This is a genomic window from Desulfosarcina alkanivorans, assembly GCF_009688945.1.
Lineage (GTDB): Bacteria > Desulfobacterota > Desulfobacteria > Desulfobacterales > Desulfosarcinaceae > Desulfosarcina > Desulfosarcina alkanivorans.
In genome coordinates this window covers 3491033-3513190 of the sequence record NZ_AP021874.1, presented here as the reverse complement: position 1 = coordinate 3513190, position 22158 = coordinate 3491033, and the positions used below count along the sequence as shown (strand labels likewise).

Genomic DNA, 22158 nt, shown 5'->3' with positions numbered 1-22158 from the left:
TTGAATCAGGGCACCATCGCTACCGTCAACCCAGCCCGGGCGGCCCGGCCATGGTCGTCGACCACACGGATGTCGAATGTTCCGCTCTGGGCCTGCCATATGAACGGCTGGCCGGGGCGGGAAATGCCGACATACCGGTTGCCCACAAACCAGTAAAGCTGCCGGACATCCCCATCGGAAACGGCGCTGAAGGGGATCCCCGGGTTCTGGGGAGGGTCGCCTATGACAGTGTAAACCAGTTCGGCCTGGGGCGAGGTGATCACCGGGGCGTGTCCGGTGGCGGCCTGCTGGTCGAGGCCGCAGTCACGGGCATAGGGCGGCGGCCCTTTGAGCGAAATGCCTGCTGCGTGGAAAATGGCCTGCAGGTCCGAGGGCCAGAATTCGAAGACCGCCATCCGCGTCCGGCCGGGGATGTGCCGGCAGGCCCGACGTCCCGTGGCAAGCGCCACGGGGACCGCCCGATGGACCGTGCAGACCCGGATGGGCGACACCCCGGGAATGAATTCGCTTTTTTGGGTATGGGTGCAATATCGGCCGGGCAACGCCCCGGTGGCGGCACACACATCGATGCGTTTGAGGTTCAACCGATCGCGGTCAACCGAATCCGACACGGTCCATCCCCGTTCGGGCACCAGTGCCTCCAGCAGGTCGAAGAGCAGGGGACCGGCGGCGGTGCGGCCGACAAAAGCCCGGTTGCCCTGTCCGTTGAAATTGCCCACCCACACGGCAACGACCATGTCGCCGCACACACCCACGGCCCAGGCGTCCCGGAATCCATGGGAGGTGCCGGTTTTCCAGGCCACCTGGTTGCCAGCCGCCACCGACCGCGGCACCCGGTGGCTCTCCGGCGGGGGGGTGTCTTTGAGAATGTCCAGTACCAAAAAGCTGGCCTCCGGGCTCAGGATCCGTTGTGCAGGCGTTTCCGTGTCCTGTCCCTTGAGCATGCGGATGGGCCTCAATCGGCCGCCATTGGCCAATGCTGCATAAAGCCGGGCCAGTTCCAGCATGGTCACCTCGACGCCCCCCAGGGAGAGGGCCAGCCCATAAAATGCCGCCGGTTCGAGCTTGCCGATTTCCGCCCGTTTCAAAAACCCGTGGAACCCCGGAGCGGCCAGCCGTGACTGCAGGTCGGCTGCCGGCAGGTTGCGGCTGAGAATCAGGGCGTCGTGGGCCGAAACGGGACCCAAAAAACGCTGGTCGAAATTTTCGGGGGTGAACCCGCCGTAGCGCCGGGGTGAGTCCTTCATCAGGCTGGCGGGGTGAATCACCCCCTGATCCATGGCCAGGGCGTAGACAAAGGGTTTGAGCGTCGAGCCCGGCGACCGCCTGGCCGTTGCACCGTTTACCTGGCCATGGATGCCGTCATTAAAAAAATCCGCCGAGCCCACCATGGCCGATATCGCCATGGTGCGGGTGTCCAGCGCCAGGGCGGCCGCATTGGTGATGCCTTCGTCGGCGCGCCGTGCCACATGTCCGCGGAGGATCCTTTCCATCGTCTGTTGCCGGTTCAGATCGAGGGTGGTGTGGAGGCTGCCGCCTCCTGGCCGCCATCTGCCCGCGTCGATGTGGTCGACGAAATGGGGGGCTTCAAAGGGCAATTGCGCCGAACGGCGCACCGCCATGGGCAGTTCAAAAAAGGCGCTCAGGCCGCGGTCCCGGGGGTGGGACCGCAGCCAGCGTTCGAAAAGGCGTTTCCGCGCGGCCAGCAGGTGCTGGAACCCCTCCGGGTTGGCCGGATTTCGGTGAACGGGGTTCTGGGGCACCACGGCCAGGGTCAGGGCTTCAGGCAGGCTCAGCTGGCCGGCGGGCTTGTTGAAATAGATCAGACTGGCCGCCTGGACGCCCTCGATGTTGCCCCCGTAGGGGGCCAGGTTCAGATAGGCTTCCAGGATCTCTTCTTTTTCATAGTGGCGGGCCAGTTGCAGGGCCCGCAGGATCTGCCGCAGCTTGCCGCTGATCGTGTCGGAGCGCAAACGCCAGCGCAGCCGGGCCACCTGCATGGTGATGGTGGAGGCGCCCACCCGGCGTGACCGTGTGATGTAAGTGGTCCAGAAGGCCCGGGCCAGGGCCGCCGGATCAACGCCCGCGTGACGGTAAAAATCCCTGTCTTCGTAAAGGACGGTGGCTTCCACCAGCCGCGGGGAGATGCGGTCGAGGGGGCAGTGCAGGCGGTAGCGGTCGTCGGCGGCCAGCGCCAGGCGCAGCAGGCGGCCGTGGGTGTCGTAAAAGGCCCGCGACCGGGGGTAGTAATCGTCAAGGGCCGGTCGGGGGCACAGCAGCCAGACGGCGGCGGCCATCCCCATGACCGCCGCCAGACAAATCACCGCGCGTTTCATGGGGCGGGCGTCACTGTCACCCGGCCCGCGGCCGTGGATGCCCGCAGACGGCGGTCGTACATGGATTCGGCGAATGCCGGCGGCACGGTGAACACCCCCGGAGCCGTCACCTTGACCCGGTAGGTCAGGTCACGGACCCTGTTTTCGACCCACCCGTAAAAGATCACGCGGTCTTCGCGTACATCCACATAGTCCGCCTGCCATCCCCGGACCTCCCGCGGTACCGAACTGCGGATCACCTCGCATCCGCCGGGCAGCAGGTCGATGATGGCCACGTTGGTCACCCGCGGTTTTTCCAGGGAGCGGACGCGCAGGCGCACCGTGACTTCCTGGCCCTGGGTGAAGGTCTCCAGCACCTCGCCGGCCTCATCCGTATACTCCCGGTGAATTTCAAGCCCGTCGCGCAGGGCTTCGGTGGGCAGCGTTCGGTCGAAGCCCGATTGGACGTTCAGGTAGAACAGGGGGCCGCTGCCGTCCATGGCGATGTGCTTTACATCCACGCCGTAGACCGCCGTCGGAAAAGGGGCCGGGCGGCTGTCCGGCGACCGCCGGTCGCCGGCTGCGGTGTCGACGCTGAAGCGGACCGTCTCTGCATCGATCAACGGCTGGTTCAGCCGTCCGTAGGCACCCAGCGCCAGGATGCTGTAGCTGGCCCCGATGGTGTTGTAGTCTCCCTGGAAGATGGGGTCGACCAGCCGCAGGAGATCATCGCCGCTGACTTGCCGGGCCAGGCGTTCAAAATGCCGGCACAGCAGGTAGAGCGCCTGGGCGTCCCGCGTCAAGGGCCGGTTGAAGTCACCGGAAGGGACATGGCTTACGGTGCCCATCCGGTAGCGGCCCGCCAGCCGCCGGGCATCTGCATCCATTTTCAGCAGCCGGTACGTGGCGGCCATGTACACGGCGGCCAGGTCTTTTTCCCAGGTGCCCGTGTGGTTGTTTTCCAGGGTTTCCTGGAGGTGGACCAGCAGGTTGGTGGTGGTCCGGCCCATGCGGGTGAGCAGGTAGATGGCCTGGGCGCGGACACCGGCGGCCGCCAGGTCACCGGTGTCCCGGGAGGCCACCTCATCCAGGTAGTCGGTCCCCCGCCGCAGCATGTCCGCCGGCACCGTGTAGCCCAGTTCCCGGGACTCGATCAGAAAATGCATGACGTAGACGCTGGGAAAGTCGGCCGCGATACGGCCGCCGGGCCAGAAGCTGAAACCACCGTCGGCCAGTTGCCGCTCCCGCAGCCGATCCATGAGTACACTGAAGCGGCGGGCGATATCCGTAAGGTTGGACCCATAGGCCTTGTGGGACAACAGGCCCACCAGGGGAAACACCTGGCTGACCACCTGCTCGGTGCAGCCGTGGGGAAAATGATCCAGATAGGCCGTGAGCGCATCGACCAGTACCAGGGGATTGGCCGATGCCGATGCCCGCTGCTCGGCCAATTCCGGCAACAGGCGCCGGGACGGGGACAGCTCGACCGAACCGTTCCCGGCATGGCCGCTGGCAAAGGTGGTGCGGTACGGCATGGCCGGCCGGATGCTGAGGCCGGCCGTCCGGCGGCCCTCTTCCCCGCCCAGTCGGGCAAGGAACGTGAGGCTGGCCGCGCCGGGAGAACGACCGGCCTGGACCCTGAAAGCGGCCCGGCCTTCACCCCCTTCGTCGACGACCAGGCGGACACGGTCTTCACCGACGATTTCCAGGTTTTCCGACGGCTGCACCCTGACGTCGATGGCGGCCTTTTCTGCGGAGCCTTCCACCAGGTTGGCCACGCCCACCGTCGCCGTGAATTCGTCCTCCGGTGCGGCCTGGAGCAGCACACTGGGCGAAAGCACGAAGGGGCCGCGCACCAGGGTGTCCGCCGTGGCCGTGCCGACGGCATCATCGCCCACCGCCACGGCCATGACCCTGAGGTTCCCGGCAAAGGTGTCGGGTACCACAAAGGAGACCGTTCGTTCCCGGGGGCCGCCGTCAACGATGCCGGACCAGAAGGCCGCCGGCGTGTCGGTCCGGCGGGCGAAGGGGTTCAGGTTGCTGGCCAGTGCCTTGCGCATGGCGCCGCCGCCGCTGGGCATGAATTCACGGATCAGGTCGTATTCGGGCAGGATCAGGTCCAGCATCTGCAGGGTGGTCACCTCCAGGGCCCGTTTGCGCAGGAAGTGGTCCAGGGGCTGCGGCGTCCCGTAGCCGGCCACCTGAAGGATGCCCTCGTCCACGGCGAAGATCGCCACCCGCGACGGTCGGGCGGTGGTGTAGCCGATGGTCATGGCCCGCCCCGGCCGCACCCGATCATCTACCTGCAGGGCCACGTCCAGACGGCGTCGGCTGCGATCGATGGTGATGGGGGCCACGGCTGTGCTCAACGGGCTGGTGAAGATCTCCCGGGATCCGGCATCGCGCACGAAGGAGACGTTGACATAGGCGTTGCCCTCCAAATGGTCGGGCAGGCGGATGGTCTCCAGGGTGCTTTCCGTGTCGGTGGCAAACCACTTGAAGGCGTGCATCCGGTCGCTTTCGAGGCTGATCAGCCCGGCGCCCACGTAAGGGGCCGTGATGCTCAGGCCGATGGTCTCACCGGGGGCGTAGTCGTTTTTATCCAGCTTGAGCTGCAACACAGCTTCTTTTTCCAGGCGTCCGGTGAGGTTGGCGTGCCCCACGACGGAATAGGTGAGGCGGGCCAGCCGTGTGCCATCCGCGTCATGGATGTCGACGGCGTAATCGCCGGGGACCTCCGTGGCCAGCCTGTAGGGGGTGCCGGTCCGGGCGATGGCAAAGGAACGGCTGTCGATCGTGGTTTCACGGTCTACGGTCTGGTATTTGAACGTGCCGTTGGCCTGTTTGACCAGTGTGGAGAGGTGCTGGATTTCCATGCGTCTGAGGGTCAGGCCGGAGAGGGGCAGGGGGGTGAGATGGGGGCTGATGGCGATCCAGTCCACCCGGCGGTCGCTGCCGGCATGGATAAAACCCAGGTCTCCGTCGCTCTTGAAACCCACCAGGTGAGGCAGTGGTGAAATCATGGTGCGGTTGTGGGCCGACACGCTGCGGCCGCCGCCGGGGTCGAATCCTTCCACGAAGACATCCAGCTGGTAGGTCCCCTCGCGAAACCGGTCCAGTGGAATGGCGAAACGGGCCAGGCCGTCGGCATCCGTGACCGCAGGGGCCAGCGTCTCGTCCAGGCGCAGTGGTTTCTCGGCGGCATCCGTGAACGGATCCATGAAACGGTAATCTGAAAAGGCCTCGAACCGGAAATGGGCGGGCTGGACGCTGATGCGCGCCTGAACCCGGCGTTCCCGGGCCGGGGCGCCGAACAGATTCGTCAATGCCACCCGGGCCGTGAGATGGTCCGCCGTCGTCCATCCACGCGCCGGTATGTCGACCAGGGTGCTGGTGAGCTTCATGGTGTCGGGAACGAACTCTTCCACCGTGAAACCGGCAGACCCCAGCAGGCGGTCGCGGGTGTGGTTGTCCCGCACCAGGTAGAGGGATACCCGGTAGCGGCCGGTGTTGGATGTCGCCCCGGTGGCGTACGTCACATCGAAAAATCCTTTCCGGGGCAGGATGATCTTTTCGGTTTTGACCGTGTTGTGGCGCGGGCCCCGGACGACCACCTCCAGGGGGATGCCGGTGACATTGTCCAGCGGGGCATTTTTGACGATCATTCCCATATGCACGGTTTCACCGGGCCGGTAGATGCCACGGTCGGTAAAAACAAAGGCGTTGAGTTCTCCCCTCTGTCCCTGACGTGCCCTCACGCCGCCCACATCGAATCGGGAGTAGTCGATCTGCCGGGAATGACCGGCAAAGGGGATGAAGGCCGTATCCGTGGCGGTTTCGACCAGGTACACGCAGGGCTGTCGCTCGTCGCTGAAGTCGCGGGTGACGGGGATGTCGACATGGCCCCGGGCGCCGGTCGTTCGCCGGAAGAGGGGCAGCCCGTTTCTGCCCAGCAGCCGGACGTCGGCACCGGCCACCGGCCGCCCGGTCTTGAGGGACTGGACGAAGAGCGCATGGGAGCCGTCGGCGTTGTTCTTGACGATCAGGCCGAGGTCCGTGATCAGGATCAACCGCTTGTCCGATGCGCCGTGGACCGGCCGTTGACGTGTTTTGTCCCAGCCTTCCACGGAGAGGAAAAAGAGACCGAAGGGGCTGGGCCCGTCAGGCAGACGGGTGGACAGGTCCACGGCGGTGTAGCTGGCCCTGCCGGGATGCAGGGGCTTCAGGTCGATGATTTCACGGGAAAAATCGGCAATATTGGTTTCCTTGAAGCCGGGATTGGAAAAGTAGGGATCCCGGATGTCACCGCCGGTCTGGGTGACCAGGTGCGTGATCTGTCCGGGCAGCAGCCGGCCAACGGTCACCTTCAGGGCGGTCAGCCCACGGGCGGTCAGGCCCACGTGCCGGCGGCCGGAATAGGTCAGCAGCGAGCCTTCACCGGCCAGCTGAACCTGGCGGGGGTAAACGGGGGCGGCCATCACCGTATCGAAAAAAGCGGCCTGGACAAATCCGTTGACCGAGGTGAGGTTCTCGTCGATGCGCAGGTACAGGTAGCGATTCTCCGGGGCATCGACCACAAAATGATAGGTCGTCGACGCCGGACGTTCGTTGGGGACGGCTGTCAGCGTCAGCCGCTCGGACGCAGCCAACTCCTGGCCGGTCACCTCCCGGGGGCTTTTCCAGTAGCGAACGTTGCGCTTGCGGTTGAATTCCGGCAGCAGGTAGACGCTCAATTTTTCGGATAGGGTGTCTTCGTCGATTTCATCGGTGAAGGTGAGCGTAATCACCTGTTCGGGGTCCTGCCGGTCGTTGGGGACAATGCGGGCACCGGCCTCACTGACCTTGAGAAAGCTGTAACGATCGGGGACGAGAACGGTGTCGGTCAGGGCCGCGGGTGTTCCTTTCCCGCCGGTGGCGGGCATCAGGCCTTTTCCCACCGTAAGCCGCATGGTATTGGATTGGGGCGGCAGGCTGACCGGCTCGGAGGAGATGTACGCCTGGCGCCGGCTGTCGTCATAGGTCACCGATACGCCAACCGCCTCAGGCGTTGACTGCACCCCTTTCCCCGAGGGCCGCATGGTCATGGAAAGGCGGTCTTCAAGGCTTTGACCATCCACTGGATGAGAAAAGAACAGGGTGCCCACCACACGGCGCACGGCGCTGTCCGTGGGGTCCTGGTAGAATTCGAGGGATTCGATGGATGCTTCGAACGCCGGGGTTTCGAATTCATTCTTATCCTTTTTCAGGCGGGTCTCGGGAGAGAAAATCCCGGACGGGAAATCCATGCGGAACCGGGTGCCGGCGGGCCAGGCCTTTTCGGGTCTGAATTCCAGGGAGCGGTCGTCCGTCCACTGCCATCGGCCCGGAAAGGCCGGGCTCATGCGGATGCCGTTGACCGGTTTGCCGATCAGGTCGATGCGCGCCACGCCGGGCTCCACTTCCGGTAAGCGCCGGTCAGGCTGGCGGTCGTCGGGCGCATAATCGAATTGAACCACCAGCGGATCGGGAGGCGGATTCTCCCCATCGGCAGGCGGGCCCGGCGGTGCAATCACGGCCACGACCTGCAGCGGACCCGGTATTGTCAGGCGGTAGCCGACTCCGAGGGCAAGTGCCAGAAGGAGCAGGATCAGTATCCAGAATGCAGCCGGTCTGTTTCTTCTGAATGCGTTGATGGCCGACATCCACGGCGGCGGGGTGTAGGACAATCGTCCCAATCCAAGGCCCATCAAGCGGGCAATCGTTTTCATGGTATTGTTCCCGGCCGAGAGCGTAATTTGTCGGCCCCGGTTGTGGTTATCGTTCGTGTGGTAAACGGGCGAGATGCAGATCGAAGCGGCCCTGAACCATCCAGACAGACCCGATGTACGCCCTTGTCTCCGGGGCGCCATCGGATGATGCCCAATATGGCATACGGGACGCCCGGAAAACAAGCGTTTTGGCAGGACGGCAGCGGCGGGCTTCCCGTTCGGATTCCGCGGAGCTCGAAACCATTATCCGACAAGGGTCCAGGCCCGTGTCGACCGGTTCTTCACCCATGCACGCAAGAAGCCCGGAGAATTGGGGATTCGCGACAGCCAGATCCGGATCCGCGTCAAGGAGGGGGGCAGCGTCAGCCGCAACCTGATCAACCCGTTTTCCGATGGAACGCTCCGGCTGGCTTCCTGATGCCGCAGGCCATGAACCATCCTCATTCATCGCCGGCTGCGGATGTGTCCGATGCATCGGAGGGTGGTTTTTCAGCGGTCGGTTCACCCGGCAGGCGCTCCCCCAACTCATCGATCCAGGTCTTTTCGAACAGGTGAATCCCCTGATGGTAGGCGGCCCGGCCAATCAAGTGGGCGGCGACCGGTGCGGTGAGCAGCAGGAAGACAATGGCGGCGATGGCCTTCAGCGTCGTACCCAGTTCGGCGGCCACGACGGCTTCCGCCGCCAGGATGAACCCGGCTCCCAGGGTGCCGGCTTTGGTGGCGGCGTGCATGCGAATGAGGGTGTCCGGCAGGCGCAGCATGCCCACGGCAGCCACCAGGCAAAAAATGCTGCCGATGATCAGCAGCGCGGATGCGATGACGGCACTCATTCTTCCTCCCCCATGTTCGGCCCATCCTCCGGCCGGCTGCGCGAACGAAGCAGGTACCGGGCCAGTGCCACCGTGCCCAGGAACGCGATCAGGGCATAGGCGATGGCCACGTCCAGAAAAGAGGTATCCCGCACATGGACCGCATAGGCGCCGATAAAGGCCACGATCATGACAGCAATAAGGTCCAGGGAAACCACCCGGTCCACCGCCTGGGGGCCCCGGACCAACCGAATGAACGTCAGTGCAATGCTCACAATCAGCAGGGCCAGCGACAGGCGACTGGCCAGATCAACGATGGTCTGGTGGTCAATGATCACGTGTCACCTCCAACACGCGTTGCTCCAATCCCGTTTTGATCGAATGTCGAAATCGATCCGGATCGTCCAGATACATGACATGCACATACAGGGTGCGCCGGTCGTCGGAAAGATCGACACTGAGGGTTCCCGGGGTCAACGAGATCAGGTTGGCCACCAACAGGATTTCCATGTCGGATTCAGCGCTCAGGGGCACGCCAACGATACCGGGCCGGCTGATATGTCCCGGGGTAATCACGTCCCAGAACACCCGCAGGTTGCACAGCAGCAGTTCGACCAGAAAGAACCCGACCAGTCTGACGGTTTTCGGTGCCCTCTGAAAGTATCGCGACCTGCCGTACAACGGCTGGGTAAGCCACAGGGCCAGGTATCCCAAAGCAAAGCCGATCATAAATCCGAAGAGACTGAATTGTCCCTGGACGCCGATGTAACCCAAAGCGATAAACGTGTTGATGAAAAATAGATTCATCGCATCGTCCCGATCACGGTGTAGACATAGGCGCCGGGTTCGAGCAATTCCTCGGCGGCGGCCCTGGCCAGTTGGTACAGCAGTTCGGGCGACAGGCCGATAAGAACGGTCATCGCCGCCATGACCACGACGGGTGCCAGCATCCAGGCGTCTAATGGCGGTGCAGTCCCGGTAGCGTCTTCAATGGTCTTCGGGTGTGGTTTCCAGAAGGCTTCACTCCAGATTTTAACCATGGAATAAACGGTCAGCAACCCGACCACCGCGGCCACCGCGGCCAGGACGAACTGCCCGGCTTCCAGACTGGCCCGGATCAGGATCATTTTTGCCCAGAATCCGGACAGCGGCGGGAACCCCGCCAGCGAAAAGGCCGGAATGAAAAACAACAGGGCGATCCAACCGTGGCTGCGGTACAGCCCCCCCACCCGTGAGAGTTCGAATGCCCCCCCGTAGCGTTGGATCAGGCCGCTGATCAGAAACAGATTGGCTTTCACGATAATGTGGTGAATCAGGTAGAACACTGCTCCGGCCAGCGCCAGCGGGGTGAACAGACCCAGGCCCAGGATCATATAGCCGACCTGGCTGATGATATGGAAAGAGAGGATGCGGCGGATCTGATAGCGCGTTGCGGCACCGAGGACACCGACGATCATGGTGGCCGCTGCCGCCGCCAGCACCAGTGTGCGCAGCCCGTTGCCTTCAAATGGGAATATCAGGGTGAACGTTCGAATCAGCGCATAGACGCCCACCTTGGTCAGCAGGCCGGCAAAGATGGCCGACGTGGCCACCGGCGGGGTGTGATAGGAGGCCGGCAGCCAGAAAAACAGGGGAAACAGCCCGGACTTGATGCCAAATGCGGTCAAGAACAGCACGGCCACGGCGGCCACCAGGCCCGGGTCGGACACCATGCGGAGCTTGACGTGCAGATGAGCCATGTTGAGCGTGCCGGTCATGCCGTAGACCAATCCCAGCCCGGTGAGAAACAGCAGGGTCGAAATCAGGTTGATGACCACGTATTTGACACCACCGTCAAGCTGTGCCCGGGTCTTCCCCTGCACCAGCAGGGCGAAAGATGCCATCAGCATGACCTCGAACCAGACATACATGTTGAACAGGTCGCCGGTGAGAAATGCGCCACTGATCCCCCCCACCAGAATGTGCAGCAGCGGATAGTAGCCCCGCTGCTGGTGGTCGGCGGTGATATCCGCCCGGGAATACACGCTCACCGCCGTGTAGATCACACCGGTGATGACCACCATCAGGCTGCTCAGGTGGTCCGCTACCAGCGCGATGCCGAATGGCGCCGGCCAGGCGGCGACATGCAGCACCTGGATCCCTGAATGATGTACCGTATACAGCAGCCAGGCGCCCGTGGCCAGGTGCAGCGCCGCCGCCAGCATGCTGGCGGCGTGCTGGAAGGTCGGCTGACGCCTTCCCAGCAGCACGATGGCCGCCACTGCAAAAGGAAGGATGATGGGGGCAGCCAGACCGCTGCTCATGGTCGTGTCCCTCCCGCTGCATCGTCGTCGGCAGCAGGTTCGGCGTCGGTCATGGCTTCGGTATCCACGGTGCCGAGCGTTTGATAGGTACGGAAAAAGAGGATGAAAATGAATGCCAGCAGGGCAAAGCCGATGACAATGGCCGTTAGAATCAGTGCCTGAGGCAGGCTGTTGGCCACGGCCACCGCCGTATGTGATGCATCCTGGGGAATCAGCGGCGGTCGGGATGTCTCCAGACGACCGGCGGCGAAGATCAACAGGTTCACCGCGTTGCTGGCCAGCACGAGACCGAAAATAAACCGCACCAGATTTTTGCTGAGCATCAGAAAAATACTACCGGCCACCATCGCACCGGTCAACAGCGCCAATACGGCCTCCATGTCAGCGCTCCTCCAGGTTCAGCAGCAGGGTCAAGATGGTTCCCAGGACCACCAGAAACACCCCGATGTCGAAAAACAAGGGGGTTCCCACGGCCAAGGCACCGTCCAAGGCCGCCGGCGTCCACCACAATCCGGTCAGGTAAGGCCGGCCGGCCATGACGGCGATCAAGCCGGAACCAACGGCCAGCAACAGGCCCCAGGCAATCAACACCGTGGGCTTGATTCGCAGGGCCTTGCGCACCGGGCCCGGCCCTGCGGCAATGGCGAACAGGGCGAAGGCCGTGCCGGCGACCAGGGCTGCGGAGAAACCGCCACCCGGCGCGTTGTGCCCGCGGAACAGCAGATACACGGAAAAAACCAGGATCAGCCCGACCAACAGACGTGTCGCCGCCATCAGAATATAGGATTGCATGGGTTGCCTCACTGCCTTCGTTTGGCGATCAAGGCGTAGCCGGCCAGACCGGCCGTGGCGACCACCGTGATTTCGCCCAAGGTATCCAGGCTGCGGAAATCAACCAGGATGACGTTGACGATGTTCCGTCCGTGGGCGGCGATATAGCTGTTGTATTCGAAAAAAGCGGTCAATTGACGATCGATGGGGCCATTGGTGACGGCCATGCACAGGGCGGCGACCACGATACCTGTGCCGACGGCCACCAGGCCATCCACCCACCGGCTGACGCTAACGGCGCCCGGCGCTCCTGACAGCGGAGGCAACCGCAGCAAAACGATGGAGGCGATGATCAGGGTCAACGTCTCCACCAGCAACTGGGTGAGTGCCAGATCCGGAGCGCCGTAAACCAAAAAGACCAGTGCGGCACCGCCGCCCACCATACCCAGCGCAGCCACCGCCAGGATTCTGGACCGGGTGCGGACGACCACCACAACGGCAACAGCCATGACGGCAACCAACAGCCAGTGGGACAGCGGCAGGTCTGCCGACCGCAGCCACAGGGCCCAGCCGTCAGCGTTCAGCCACCAGACTGCGGCGGTGGTGATCGCAAAAACACCGATGGTGATCAACAGATAACGATGCAAGGATCCGTTCTGTAAACCGTCGGCCACCGCGTGGGCGGTGGCCAGCATTCCCTTCAGGGTGCTGTCATACCCGCGCTGGCCGGTCAGGGGGATGGCATCCATGGCCGCCGCGAAGGCCGGGCGCACGATTCTGCGGGAAAAATAGACCAGCCCGCCCAGGGTCAAGGTGACAACGCTCAGCAACAGCGGGGTGTTGAAGCCGTGGAAGATGGCCAGGTGAACCTCATTTTCGACGACGGAAAAGGCACGGACCGCCGGCTGGATCAGGTAGTCCGACACCCACCACGGAATGATGCCGAAGAGCAGGCAAAGCCCGCCCATGAGGCCGGGACCGAAGCGCATGGGCAGCGGGGCCTCGATTACGGTTGACAGTGGCTCGGGGCGTTTGCCGGTGAAGGGGCCCAGCAGAATGATGCCGGCCACGGCGGTCATCAGCGAATTGGAGAGCAGGGTGATGGTGGTGGCGAAATGGGGAAACATCTCTTCGGTCAGCGCACCCTGATACATGATCTCCTTGCCGATGAAGCCGAAGAAGAGCGGGAAGCCGGCCATGGACATGGTGGCCGTCGCCACGGCCAGAGCGGTCAGCGGCATGGCGCGCCAGAGTCCGCCCAATTTTTCTAAACGGCGGGTGCCTGTTTGGTGGTCGATGCTGCCCACGGCTAAAAACAATGCAGCCTTGTACAGGGCGTGGACCAGCAGGAATGTGGTTGCGGCGGTCAGTGAAGCGGTGTTGTTCCCGCCCATAAACATGGTCAGAATGCCCAGGCCCATAACCGTCGTGTAGGCCAGCATGCGCTTGAGATCGGAGGGGCTCACGGCTTGAATTGCCCCCCATATGGCCGTGACACCGCCGATAACCACCATGCTGCCCATCCACTCCGGCGTGCCGCCCAGCAGGGGATGCAGTCGCATCAGGAGATAGATGCCGGCTTTGACCATGGTCGCGGCATGCAGAAATGCACTGATGGGCGTGGGTGCACTCATGGCATTGGGCAGCCAGAAATGGAAGGGCACCTGTGCCGACTTGGTCATGGCCCCCAGCAGCATGGTCACAAAAATGGCCCCGTAGAGCGGATGCTGCCGGATTTGCTGGTCGTAGGCCATCCAGTCGCTTAGGGTCAGCGATCCGCCGGCCGTTTTCAACAGCAAAATTCCCACCAGCAGGGCCAACCCGCCGCCGCCCGTCACCAACAGTGCCTGTTTGGCATTGTCGCGGGTCTTATGCGATTCGTGGTCGAAGCCGATCAGCAGATAGGAAAAAAGGGTGGTTATTTCCCAGAAGACGAACAGCAGCAGCAGGTTGTCCGCCATAACGATGCCCAGCATGGCCAGCATGAAGGCGTGCAGGTAGACGAAAAAGCGGCCGGTATGCGGATGTCCGGCCATATAGCTGGCGGCGAAAAGGGTCACCAGGAAGCCGATTCCGGTGATGATCAGGCCGAACAGGAGGCTGAGACCGTCCAGGCGCAAGCGCAGCACGATGTCCAGGCTGGGCACCCAGGGCCATTCCACGACGAATACCCCACCCCGCACCACCAGGGGCCACAGGGTGCACAATCCGGCAAACAGCAGAAGCGGAAGGGCTGTGGAAAAAAGGCCGATACGGCTGGTGCCGGCGGCGTGTGCAGAATGATCGGGTCGTTGCATGAGCAGGCTATTGGGAGAGGAACAGCGGCCGATCGGCCGACTTGATGGTCTCCAGTACGGTGTCACCGAGCAACTGCTTGATCAAGGTCTTATGTACGCTGTTACCCATCACCACCAGATCGGCGTCGACCTCCCGGGCAAACGGCATCAGGTCGCTACGCGCCTGGCCATCCAGCGTGTCGGTCTGCACTTCAAATCCGTGCGCCTGGCAGAAATCCGCTGCGTCTCTGACCAGAAAGGGTTCTGTGTCAGCTCTCTCCTTAAAATGCACGATGTGCAGCCTGACGTCGGGCCAGGGCTTCAAGTGCAGGAAATGACGGATGGCCTTGGCCGATTCCATGGAACCGCTGTAGGCGATCAACGCCTTTTTGACAGGGCGGTAATTTTCAGCTACCGCCAGAATCGGTCTGACCCCCTGGGTGACCAGTTTGACGATGGCCTTGTCCGGGTCGCTGGTAAACCCATAGTCGAAGATGCTGCGCAATCCGAAAATGGTCAGGTCATTGTAACGGGCTTCGGCGATCATGGCCGTGAACGGGTCCTTTTGCTCGTATTCGATGCGCCGGCAGACCACTTGCTGCGAGCTGCAATGGTTTTTAAACGCGGCGATGGCGGCTTCGATTCCCTCCTTCGTCACACGAGCCTGCCGTTCCCGCATCCGTTGGGCATAGATGCCCGCTCCCGCGGGTACGGGGCCGACCTTGCCCAACTTGCTGAGGTCCACCACCGTCACACCAGTGGTCTGAGCGTCGTGCCGGCGAGCCAATTCCGTGGCGCACTGCGTACTCACCTTGGTGAAGGGAGTACCGCCTAATCCGACCAGAATTCGCTTAATCATGGTTCACACCTCCTCGGGCGGCGCGGCTTTCCGAGCGACGCCGATATACTGGCGGGCATGGGCACCGAGAAGTATCCGTCCTCATCGAGTCGGCCGATGTCCGCTTGGTGCGCAATGAATTCAGTGCCGCAGGGGCACAAAAACAATAGTGAGTGATAGCTGAATGCTTCAAAGCAGGTTGGCAAGGAGGACCAACCCTGCGATCGGTTCTACGAATTGTGGGTCTTTTTTCGATCGATGTCAAGCATTTCAGTATCCTGAGAAGACTTGTCCGCTGCCATGGCCGTGCCTGAAACTGGGCCTGGCAGTTCGGTAAATCCTCAGGAACGCGGGGTGTCGCCAGGCTTCGGGTCACCCGCAGGCGGCTCGCCGGGAACCTTTGCGTCTGGTAGCGCCGGCGGCGATGATTCCCCGCCCGGCGGCTTCACAGCGGCGTCGGGCGGCGTGGGTTGCGGCATTGGTTGAGTTCGGCGGGTCGACTTGCGGGCCAACTCCGCTTCCAGCATCACCGCGGCTTCCTCCAGGCTGGGCGCCATGACAACGGCATCATCCAATGCCATGATCAGGCGTTTCAACTGCGGGATTTTCAAGGCGCCCTCCTCCTGGAGGTAGACCGGCTGGATATACAGCAGGGATCCGCCCGTGGGCTCGATGATCATTTTGCCCAAAAGCACCTCGGATCCTTCCTGATCCCACAGGGTAAACTGTTCGGAAATGACGATGTCCTGGTTGACCAGGGAGTGGACCTGGGCGGGACCGTAGACCTGCTGATCCCTCGGAAAACGGTATGCGAATATTTTGCCGTAGTTGTCGCCGTCGCTGCCGGCGATGATCAGTGCCCGGAGGTTGTCACGTCCAAAGGGCGCCATGGGCATGAACAACAGAAAATCATCCCTGCCCGGTTCAATCAGATCCAGGGTCAGGTAGTAGGGGTTGGCCGGCACCAGGTCCCGGCCCTGGGGTACTTTCGAAAATTCCCAGATATCCTCCTGACGATAGAACCGCTCCGGATCCTGCTGGTGGTACCTGGCATAAACGCCGACCTGGGTCAAAAATATATCCCGGGGATAGCGGACGTGTTTTCGGAGGCCTGGGGGCATCTGTGCCAGCGGCCGGAAAACGCCGGGATACATGCGGCGATAGGCGTTGATGATGGGATCCGTGCTGTCGGATACGTAGTAGCTGACCTTCCCGTGGTAAGCGTCCACGACAATTTTTACCGCGTTGCGGATGTAGTTGAACCCTCCCTCCACTGCCGGGGCCAGGGGGTAGTTATCGGCGGTCGTATAGGCGTCCTGAATCCAGAACAGGCCATCTGCCGTCGAAACGATGTACGGGTCCTGGTCGAGCTTCAGAAACGGGGTCATGTGCGTGATCCGGTCCAGGATGTTGCGGCGGAACAATAACCGACTGCGATCGTTGGTCTTGGCCGTAAAAAATATGTTGCGGTCCTTGAAGTACATGGAGAAGAGCAGCTTGCGCCACAGCGAATTGACAGGGACCCCGCCGTTGCCGTCGTAGTGAACGATGGCTTCATCGTCGCCCACCGGCGAGCCGATTTCTCCGGCATCATTGGGGACGATCGCGTACGGTTTGTCCTCGAGCCCGTAGTAGATGGACGTCCGGTTGACGGACAGCCCGAAGTCCGAGCGGGGCGGGATATCCTTGATCAACCAGGTCATGAATTCGTCACCGGCCTGGGCGGCCGGAATCATCACCACCCCCTGACCGTGGGTGTATTGCAGGTGAAGGTTGATCCAGTTCTGTGCGGATTCGGGTAACTTGGAAAACTGGATTTCCCGGGCGCCCAGGTATACCTGGCGGTAGCTGTCCTCGACGGTATAGCGATCCACGTCGATGGTCGGAAACGAATAATAGGTCCGAATCCCCTGGAGTTCCTCGTAAACGCTGCCCAGCATCTCGCGGTCCCAGACGGGAATGTTCTGCAGGCGCCGCACCAGTGCCGGGTCGTCGGCGTCAAAGGCGGGCGTCGACTGGGTCCTGAAATCCTGGGTCTGGATGGCATCGAGTCCATAGGCGGCCAGCGTCGATCGGATGTTGGCATCGATATAGGGCCGTTCACGGGCAATCTGGTTGGGTGCGACGATATATTTGCGCACCAGGTCGTTGAAAAAGTCGGCGTTTTTTCCCATCACGCTGAGTGCAAACAACCCGACGAAAACCACCGGCAGTTTCCATCCCGCCTTCCGGTTGACGCTCACCACCAGTGATATGCCGGTCGCTGCCAGGAAAATCACCGAGAGCCAGATCATCGGGAGGATGATCTTCATTTCCACATAGCCCGGGCCGAAAAAAATGGGCAGATTGACCGTCTCGTAGAGCAGGCGGTATCGTTCGAACAGGATTCCCCAGCAGACGATGGCGACTGTCGCCAGGGTCAGTGCGCTGACGTGCACGCGGGCAATGCGCGGCAGCGCCTGATCCTCAATCGCCAGCAGGCGGCTTTCGTACCAGTAGAGAAACATCACACCCACCAGCAGAATGATGAAGGCCACCAGGACCTCCTTCTGGATCAGGGTGTAAACGGGCAGGGACAGCAGGTAGAAACTGATATCCTTTCCCAGCAGCGGGTCGGCCGTGCCGCTGGCGCCGCCGAAGAGGAACAGCAGGGCCTTTTCCCAGTGGGTGTACATGGGCGCGGCGATCGGCAGGGCCATCAGAACGGAGAGGGGCAGGTACATCCGCCGCAACCCGTTGTGCAGGGTCTTGACCAGGTTCCTGTCGTTTTTGTCCCGGGACGTTTCGGCGACACCGATGACCCGGGATGCAAACCAGAAATTAACGGTAAAGAACCCGAAGAAAATCGCGGTAAAAAAAGCAAACACGAGGTAGCGGTAGATCAGCCGCATGAGAAGATAAACCGTCATCCCCTGGGACTGGAACCACCAGAAATCGACCACGAAGTCGACAAAAAAAAGGTTGAGCAGGATAATCACCAGCCCCATCGCAACAAGGGCTGCCGCGGTGATGAGGATTCTTTTTTTCCAGGGGGTTTTCAACGCGGCGCCTTTCTCCCAGACCCGCCAGGGGACAAGCCTGCCAAATCATGGGGTGCTCACGGTTTCTGATCGGGTGTATTGGACAGATCAATTCTCAGCTTGCCCCTCACGATGTAGTAGGACAGGGAAATCGTGATGATCAAGGCGGCAATGCCGAGGATGACGATGCTGTCATATTCCTTAAGGTCCAATATTATCACTTTGCGAGCGATGGCAATGAGCGCCACCTCCAATACGATCTCCGAGTGAACGACTTTGTCTTTCAGGTAGGCCTTGATCGTTTCCAGCAATTCGATTCCGATGATGATAAGGAGAAAAAAACCGAAGAGTTCCAGCAATTGTTCGATTTCAAGGAAAAACGCCGGCGGGCTGACAATGTCCTTGACAAGCAGATAGCCCAGTTCGATCCAGTAATTTCCGGTTAAGTTTTTGCATTAACTTCTCGTAATTGTTGTTCTTTGGAATTTGAATCAGGCGGCTTATCATACATGCTCGCGCGTAATTCATTTTGTATTTTTATGCGTAGTTGGCGAACGCGTTTGATTGAAACCCGCTCGTTAAATTCGCGATGGCAATAGATCGCCAACAACAAATAGGTGATCAGGCCGGCCAGAATTTGCACCATCAGTCCATGCTCGCTTCTGGCGATGAGATGATAGACTTTCAGGTGCCGTTTCCACCAAGCGAAAAAGTTTTCGATGTCCCAGCGAAGCTTATACGCAGCAGCGATTTGTTCGGCGGTTAAGTCGACACGATTGGTGGCGATCCAGTATTTGACACGATCGACTTCGTATCCTACCAGGCGCAACGGTTCTTTGGTTCGATTGATTTCAGTAGTTCCCAGAATAACGATGGCATCAAAAAAGACGATGCTACCAGGGGCAGTCGGGCTTTCCCTAATGATCGTTTTTTTAGTACTGGCCTTGATCCGGCACATAAACGATTTTCTGTCGCGCTGCCATTGGTCAAAGTGTTTGTGGCTTTGGTAACCGCGGTCCATAACGCCGGTTTGTCCTTCGGAAAGGATTAAGTTGACGAAAGGTCTTTCGGCACCTTTACCATCGGTAAGATAAATCCTTCTTGGAATCGCCTGATTCAGGTCAAAACCGACATGGACCTTGGCCTTTTTTGATTTTTTACGATAGTCGGCCCAGTGCATGGATAAGGAGGCATTGATCAGGGAACCATCAATGCCCATCAGATTGCCAAGTTCGGGATGTTGTTTGGGTAAAATTTCAGCGGCCTGGGCTTGCAGGTTTTGAAAGACATGCATGAACTGTTCAAGCCCCCGGCTGTTGGTGGCCTCTGAAAAGCTGCTTTTTTTGATTCCGTTTTCCGGTGCGATTTCACTTTTGGCAAAATCATCTTCTTCGAGAACTTGCAGCAGATGTTGAGCGGAGTGATGTTCTTCAAGGTGAAAGTAAACAAGCGCCCGCAGATGTTCTTCAAAAGTCATCTGCAAGGGTCGGTTACCTTTTGAATTGAGAGCTGGCATCTGTGATGTTGCCTTTATCGCTGGTCGAAAAAGAGAATGAAATTCGAACTTGCAACCTTTTTGGAAGGGCTTGAATGTGCGCGGCATGCATAACCTCCTGTAATAGTAGGATATACAAAAACGCCGCCCACATTAGCGACCCTATGTCAAGTAAAAAATACCTTTAACCTGCTGAATTTAAATTATTTTCATGCAATTTCTTAACCGGAAATTACTGAGTTCGACCGTTGAAATCAGAATAATGAGGGCCATCATGTAGATGAGAGACCGGATGATCATGTGTTCGAACGTTCGCAGCCATTTGGTCATTGCTTTCTCCATGAACGGTTGAATTCCAGCCATCAAGCACCCTGCAGTTCAAAAGTGATGGATCGCGGCCAGCGATGGCAGATGTCGTGGCAATGGGTCGGGGTGCTGCCGGGTGGAACCGATGATTCGATGGGTCACCCGCGGATTTTTCGGAAAGTTTGAGCCTTCGGGCGACTGCGTGTCTGCCATAGAAAACGACGCTCCAATGCCGCCGGCAGACAGGTAATCGTCATGCGTTCCGCCAAATTTAGAGTATAGGCGGGCAGGGTGTCAAGGGGATGTCATGTCAAAAACAGACTCCGGATGATTGCATCCCCATCCTCTCAAGCGTAGAGGGCATCCAATTGGTCCTGGTACTGCTCCAGCACGCTGCGGCGTTTCAATTTCATGGTCTGGGTGAGGGTGCCGTTTTCCAGAGAGAAGTCCTCCCGGACCCACAAAAACTTTTTTGGGATTTCGTATCCGCCGAACTTACCCTTCAGGAAGGCGGTGATTTCGCTTTCGATCATTTCCTGGATAGCGCTGTCAGCGACCAGCTGGTCCGGGTCTTCGGGTCGCTGGTTATCGCGGGCGTGTTTTTGGAGCACCACGAAATCGGGTACGATCATGCAGACGTTGTAGGGTTTTCCTTCGCCGTAAATCATGGCATTTTCCACCCAGGGGAGCAGCCGGATCTCCTCTTCGAGGGCCGTCGGAAATACGTATTTACCGTTTTCCAGTTTGTACTGCTCCTTGATGCGGCCGGTGATGTACAGATACCCGTCCGCGTCCAGGCGGCCCCGGTCGCCGGTGCGAAATCCGCCGTCGGTGGTCATTACTTCCCGGGTGGCATCGGGCTTGTTGTTGTACCCTTTCATCACGTTGGGGCCATAGACGATAATCTCGCCGTCGTCGGCGTCCTCTTCGAGAAACAGACGGTCAATCTCCACGCGGACCTGATCGATGGGGCGGCCCACACTCCCCGGACGGTGGGCTGCGGGGCAGTTCATGGTCACGGCCGGTGTGGTTTCGGTAAGGCCGTAGCAGTCGTACACCGGTATGCCGATGTCGTTGAAAAAGTGGCCGATCTCCACGTTCATGGTGGCGCTGCCGGTGATGGCGGTCGTCAGACGGCCGCCGAAGCGGTTCCGGATTTTTTGGAAGACAATCCGGTCGGCCAGTCTGAACTTCAGGTTGACCATAAAGCTGGATTGCCCCATTTCCGCCAATTCGCGTCGCTGGCGGGCGCTCTCGACACCCATGACAAACAGTTTCCTGGCAAGGCCGCCGGTCTCGTTCATTTTGGCCCACAGGCCATCGTAAATTTTGTTGAAGACCCGGGGAACCGCGACCAATAGCTTTGGCCGAACCTTGCCCATGTCTTCGGCAAGGGTGGTGACGTCTCCCATGAAACCCATGGAGCCGCCGAAGTGAATTAAATTATACAGCTCTGCCGTCTGGCCGAAGGAGTGGGCCCAGGGGAGGATGCACAGGCTGCGGCTGTCGGGCCCCAGTTCGGGATAAAGGGCGCCTCCGGCCTGGAAGTTGGTGGTGAAGTTGCCGTGGGAGAGCAGTACGCCTTTGGGGTCTCCCGTGGTTCCGGAGGTATAAATCAGTACGGCGATGTCCCCGGGATCGGGGTGGATGGCGGGAATCGGGTGGGTTCGGCCGATGGCCTCCAGTGCCGCCATGGTGTTCTCACCCTGACCGTCGATGAGAAGAACGTTTTCCAGGTCCGGCGTCTCCTGGATGAAAGCGTTGACCCGTTCCCGAATCTCAGGGGTGGCGACGAAAAGCATTCGAACGTTGCCATCCTTGATGATGTATCGCCATATCTGGGGCAATTCTTTTTCATACATGGGGATATACCTGGCCCCCAGGCCATAGGCCGCGAAGGCACAGATGGCCCATTCGGTGCGGTTGTCGGCAATGATGCCCACCGCGTCGCCTTTTTTAACGCCCATGCGGGCCAACCCACCCCGGAGGTCGTCTATTCGGCGGCCCACCTGACCGTATGTCACCCACTCGTAGTCCCCGGCAGGATTTTTGGTTCCGAACAGGGGGTTCTCAGAAAATTTTTCTACACTATCTTCGATCAGGGCCACCAGATTGTTGGGGTGGTCGTAGCGATAGGCCATGGGTTTTCCTCCTCTATCCATGCGTTTTTCTGAAAAAAAACGAGCCATCCATCGGTCGGTGGCGGCTGTCGGCAGCAGTTTGTTTTTTAGGAAACCGCCAGAAAATACACGGATTAAAACGCGTTGTCACATATTTT

The 22158-nt window shown here is 60.5% G+C and carries 14 protein-coding genes; all 14 read right to left on the bottom strand.

Annotated elements, in window-relative coordinates:
• Positions 1-5 precede the first annotated feature (5 nt).
• Entirely contained in the window at positions 6-2336 is a 2331-nt protein-coding gene (gene pbpC / locus DSCA_RS15500; RefSeq protein ID WP_155317284.1) for a penicillin-binding protein 1C, read from the bottom strand.
• Positions 2333-8062 carry an alpha-2-macroglobulin gene (locus DSCA_RS15495; RefSeq protein WP_155317283.1) on the bottom strand — a complete coding sequence of 1910 codons (5730 nt, stop codon included), beginning with the start codon at positions 8060-8062 and terminating at the stop codon, positions 2333-2335. Before DSCA_RS15495 ends, pbpC begins: the two co-directional genes overlap by 4 nt.
• A 440-nt stretch (positions 8063-8502) precedes the next feature.
• Entirely contained in the window at positions 8503-8892 is a 390-nt protein-coding gene (gene mnhG, locus DSCA_RS15490) for a monovalent cation/H(+) antiporter subunit G (RefSeq protein ID WP_155317282.1), read from the bottom strand.
• Positions 8889-9209, bottom strand: coding sequence for a monovalent cation/H+ antiporter complex subunit F (locus DSCA_RS15485; RefSeq protein ID WP_197904804.1), 321 nt, complete (start codon positions 9207-9209; stop codon positions 8889-8891). Before DSCA_RS15485 ends, mnhG begins: the two co-directional genes overlap by 4 nt.
• Entirely contained in the window at positions 9199-9678 is a 480-nt protein-coding gene (locus DSCA_RS15480) for a Na+/H+ antiporter subunit E (RefSeq protein WP_155317281.1), read from the bottom strand. The genes DSCA_RS15485 and DSCA_RS15480 overlap by 11 nt, the downstream gene beginning before the upstream one ends.
• Entirely contained in the window at positions 9675-11174 is a 1500-nt protein-coding gene (locus DSCA_RS15475; RefSeq protein WP_155317280.1) for a Na+/H+ antiporter subunit D, read from the bottom strand. Before DSCA_RS15475 ends, DSCA_RS15480 begins: the two co-directional genes overlap by 4 nt.
• Positions 11171-11554 carry a Na+/H+ antiporter subunit C gene (locus DSCA_RS15470; RefSeq protein ID WP_155317279.1) on the bottom strand — a complete coding sequence of 128 codons (384 nt, stop codon included), beginning with the start codon at positions 11552-11554 and terminating at the stop codon, positions 11171-11173. Before DSCA_RS15470 ends, DSCA_RS15475 begins: the two co-directional genes overlap by 4 nt.
• A gap of 1 nt (position 11555) precedes the next feature.
• Positions 11556-11966 carry a Na+/H+ antiporter subunit B gene (locus DSCA_RS15465; RefSeq protein WP_155317278.1) on the bottom strand — a complete coding sequence of 137 codons (411 nt, stop codon included), beginning with the start codon at positions 11964-11966 and terminating at the stop codon, positions 11556-11558.
• A gap of 8 nt (positions 11967-11974) precedes the next feature.
• The gene (gene mbhE / locus DSCA_RS15460; RefSeq protein WP_155317277.1) at positions 11975-14242 is read right to left on the bottom strand and encodes a hydrogen gas-evolving membrane-bound hydrogenase subunit E; all 2268 of its coding nucleotides are present in this window, start codon (positions 14240-14242) and stop codon (positions 11975-11977) included.
• Positions 14243-14249: 7 nt separating this feature from the next.
• Positions 14250-15080 carry a universal stress protein gene (locus DSCA_RS15455; protein WP_155317276.1) on the bottom strand — a complete coding sequence of 277 codons (831 nt, stop codon included), beginning with the start codon at positions 15078-15080 and terminating at the stop codon, positions 14250-14252.
• Positions 15081-15400: 320 nt separating this feature from the next.
• On the bottom strand, positions 15401-18100 hold the full coding sequence (locus DSCA_RS15450) for a UPF0182 family protein (protein WP_155317275.1): 2700 nt from the start codon (positions 18098-18100) through the stop codon (positions 15401-15403).
• 56 nt (positions 18101-18156) lie between these two features.
• Positions 18157-18501, bottom strand: coding sequence for a phosphate-starvation-inducible PsiE family protein (locus DSCA_RS15445; protein WP_269434676.1), 345 nt, complete (start codon positions 18499-18501; stop codon positions 18157-18159).
• A gap of 20 nt (positions 18502-18521) precedes the next feature.
• Positions 18522-19682, bottom strand: a complete 1161-nt coding sequence (locus tag DSCA_RS15440) for an IS4 family transposase (RefSeq protein ID WP_155316779.1) — start codon at positions 19680-19682, stop codon at positions 18522-18524.
• 545 nt (positions 19683-20227) lie between these two features.
• Positions 20228-22021 carry an AMP-dependent synthetase/ligase gene (locus tag DSCA_RS15435; RefSeq protein WP_167527793.1) on the bottom strand — a complete coding sequence of 598 codons (1794 nt, stop codon included), beginning with the start codon at positions 22019-22021 and terminating at the stop codon, positions 20228-20230.
• Between the last annotated feature and the right edge of the window lie 137 nt (positions 22022-22158).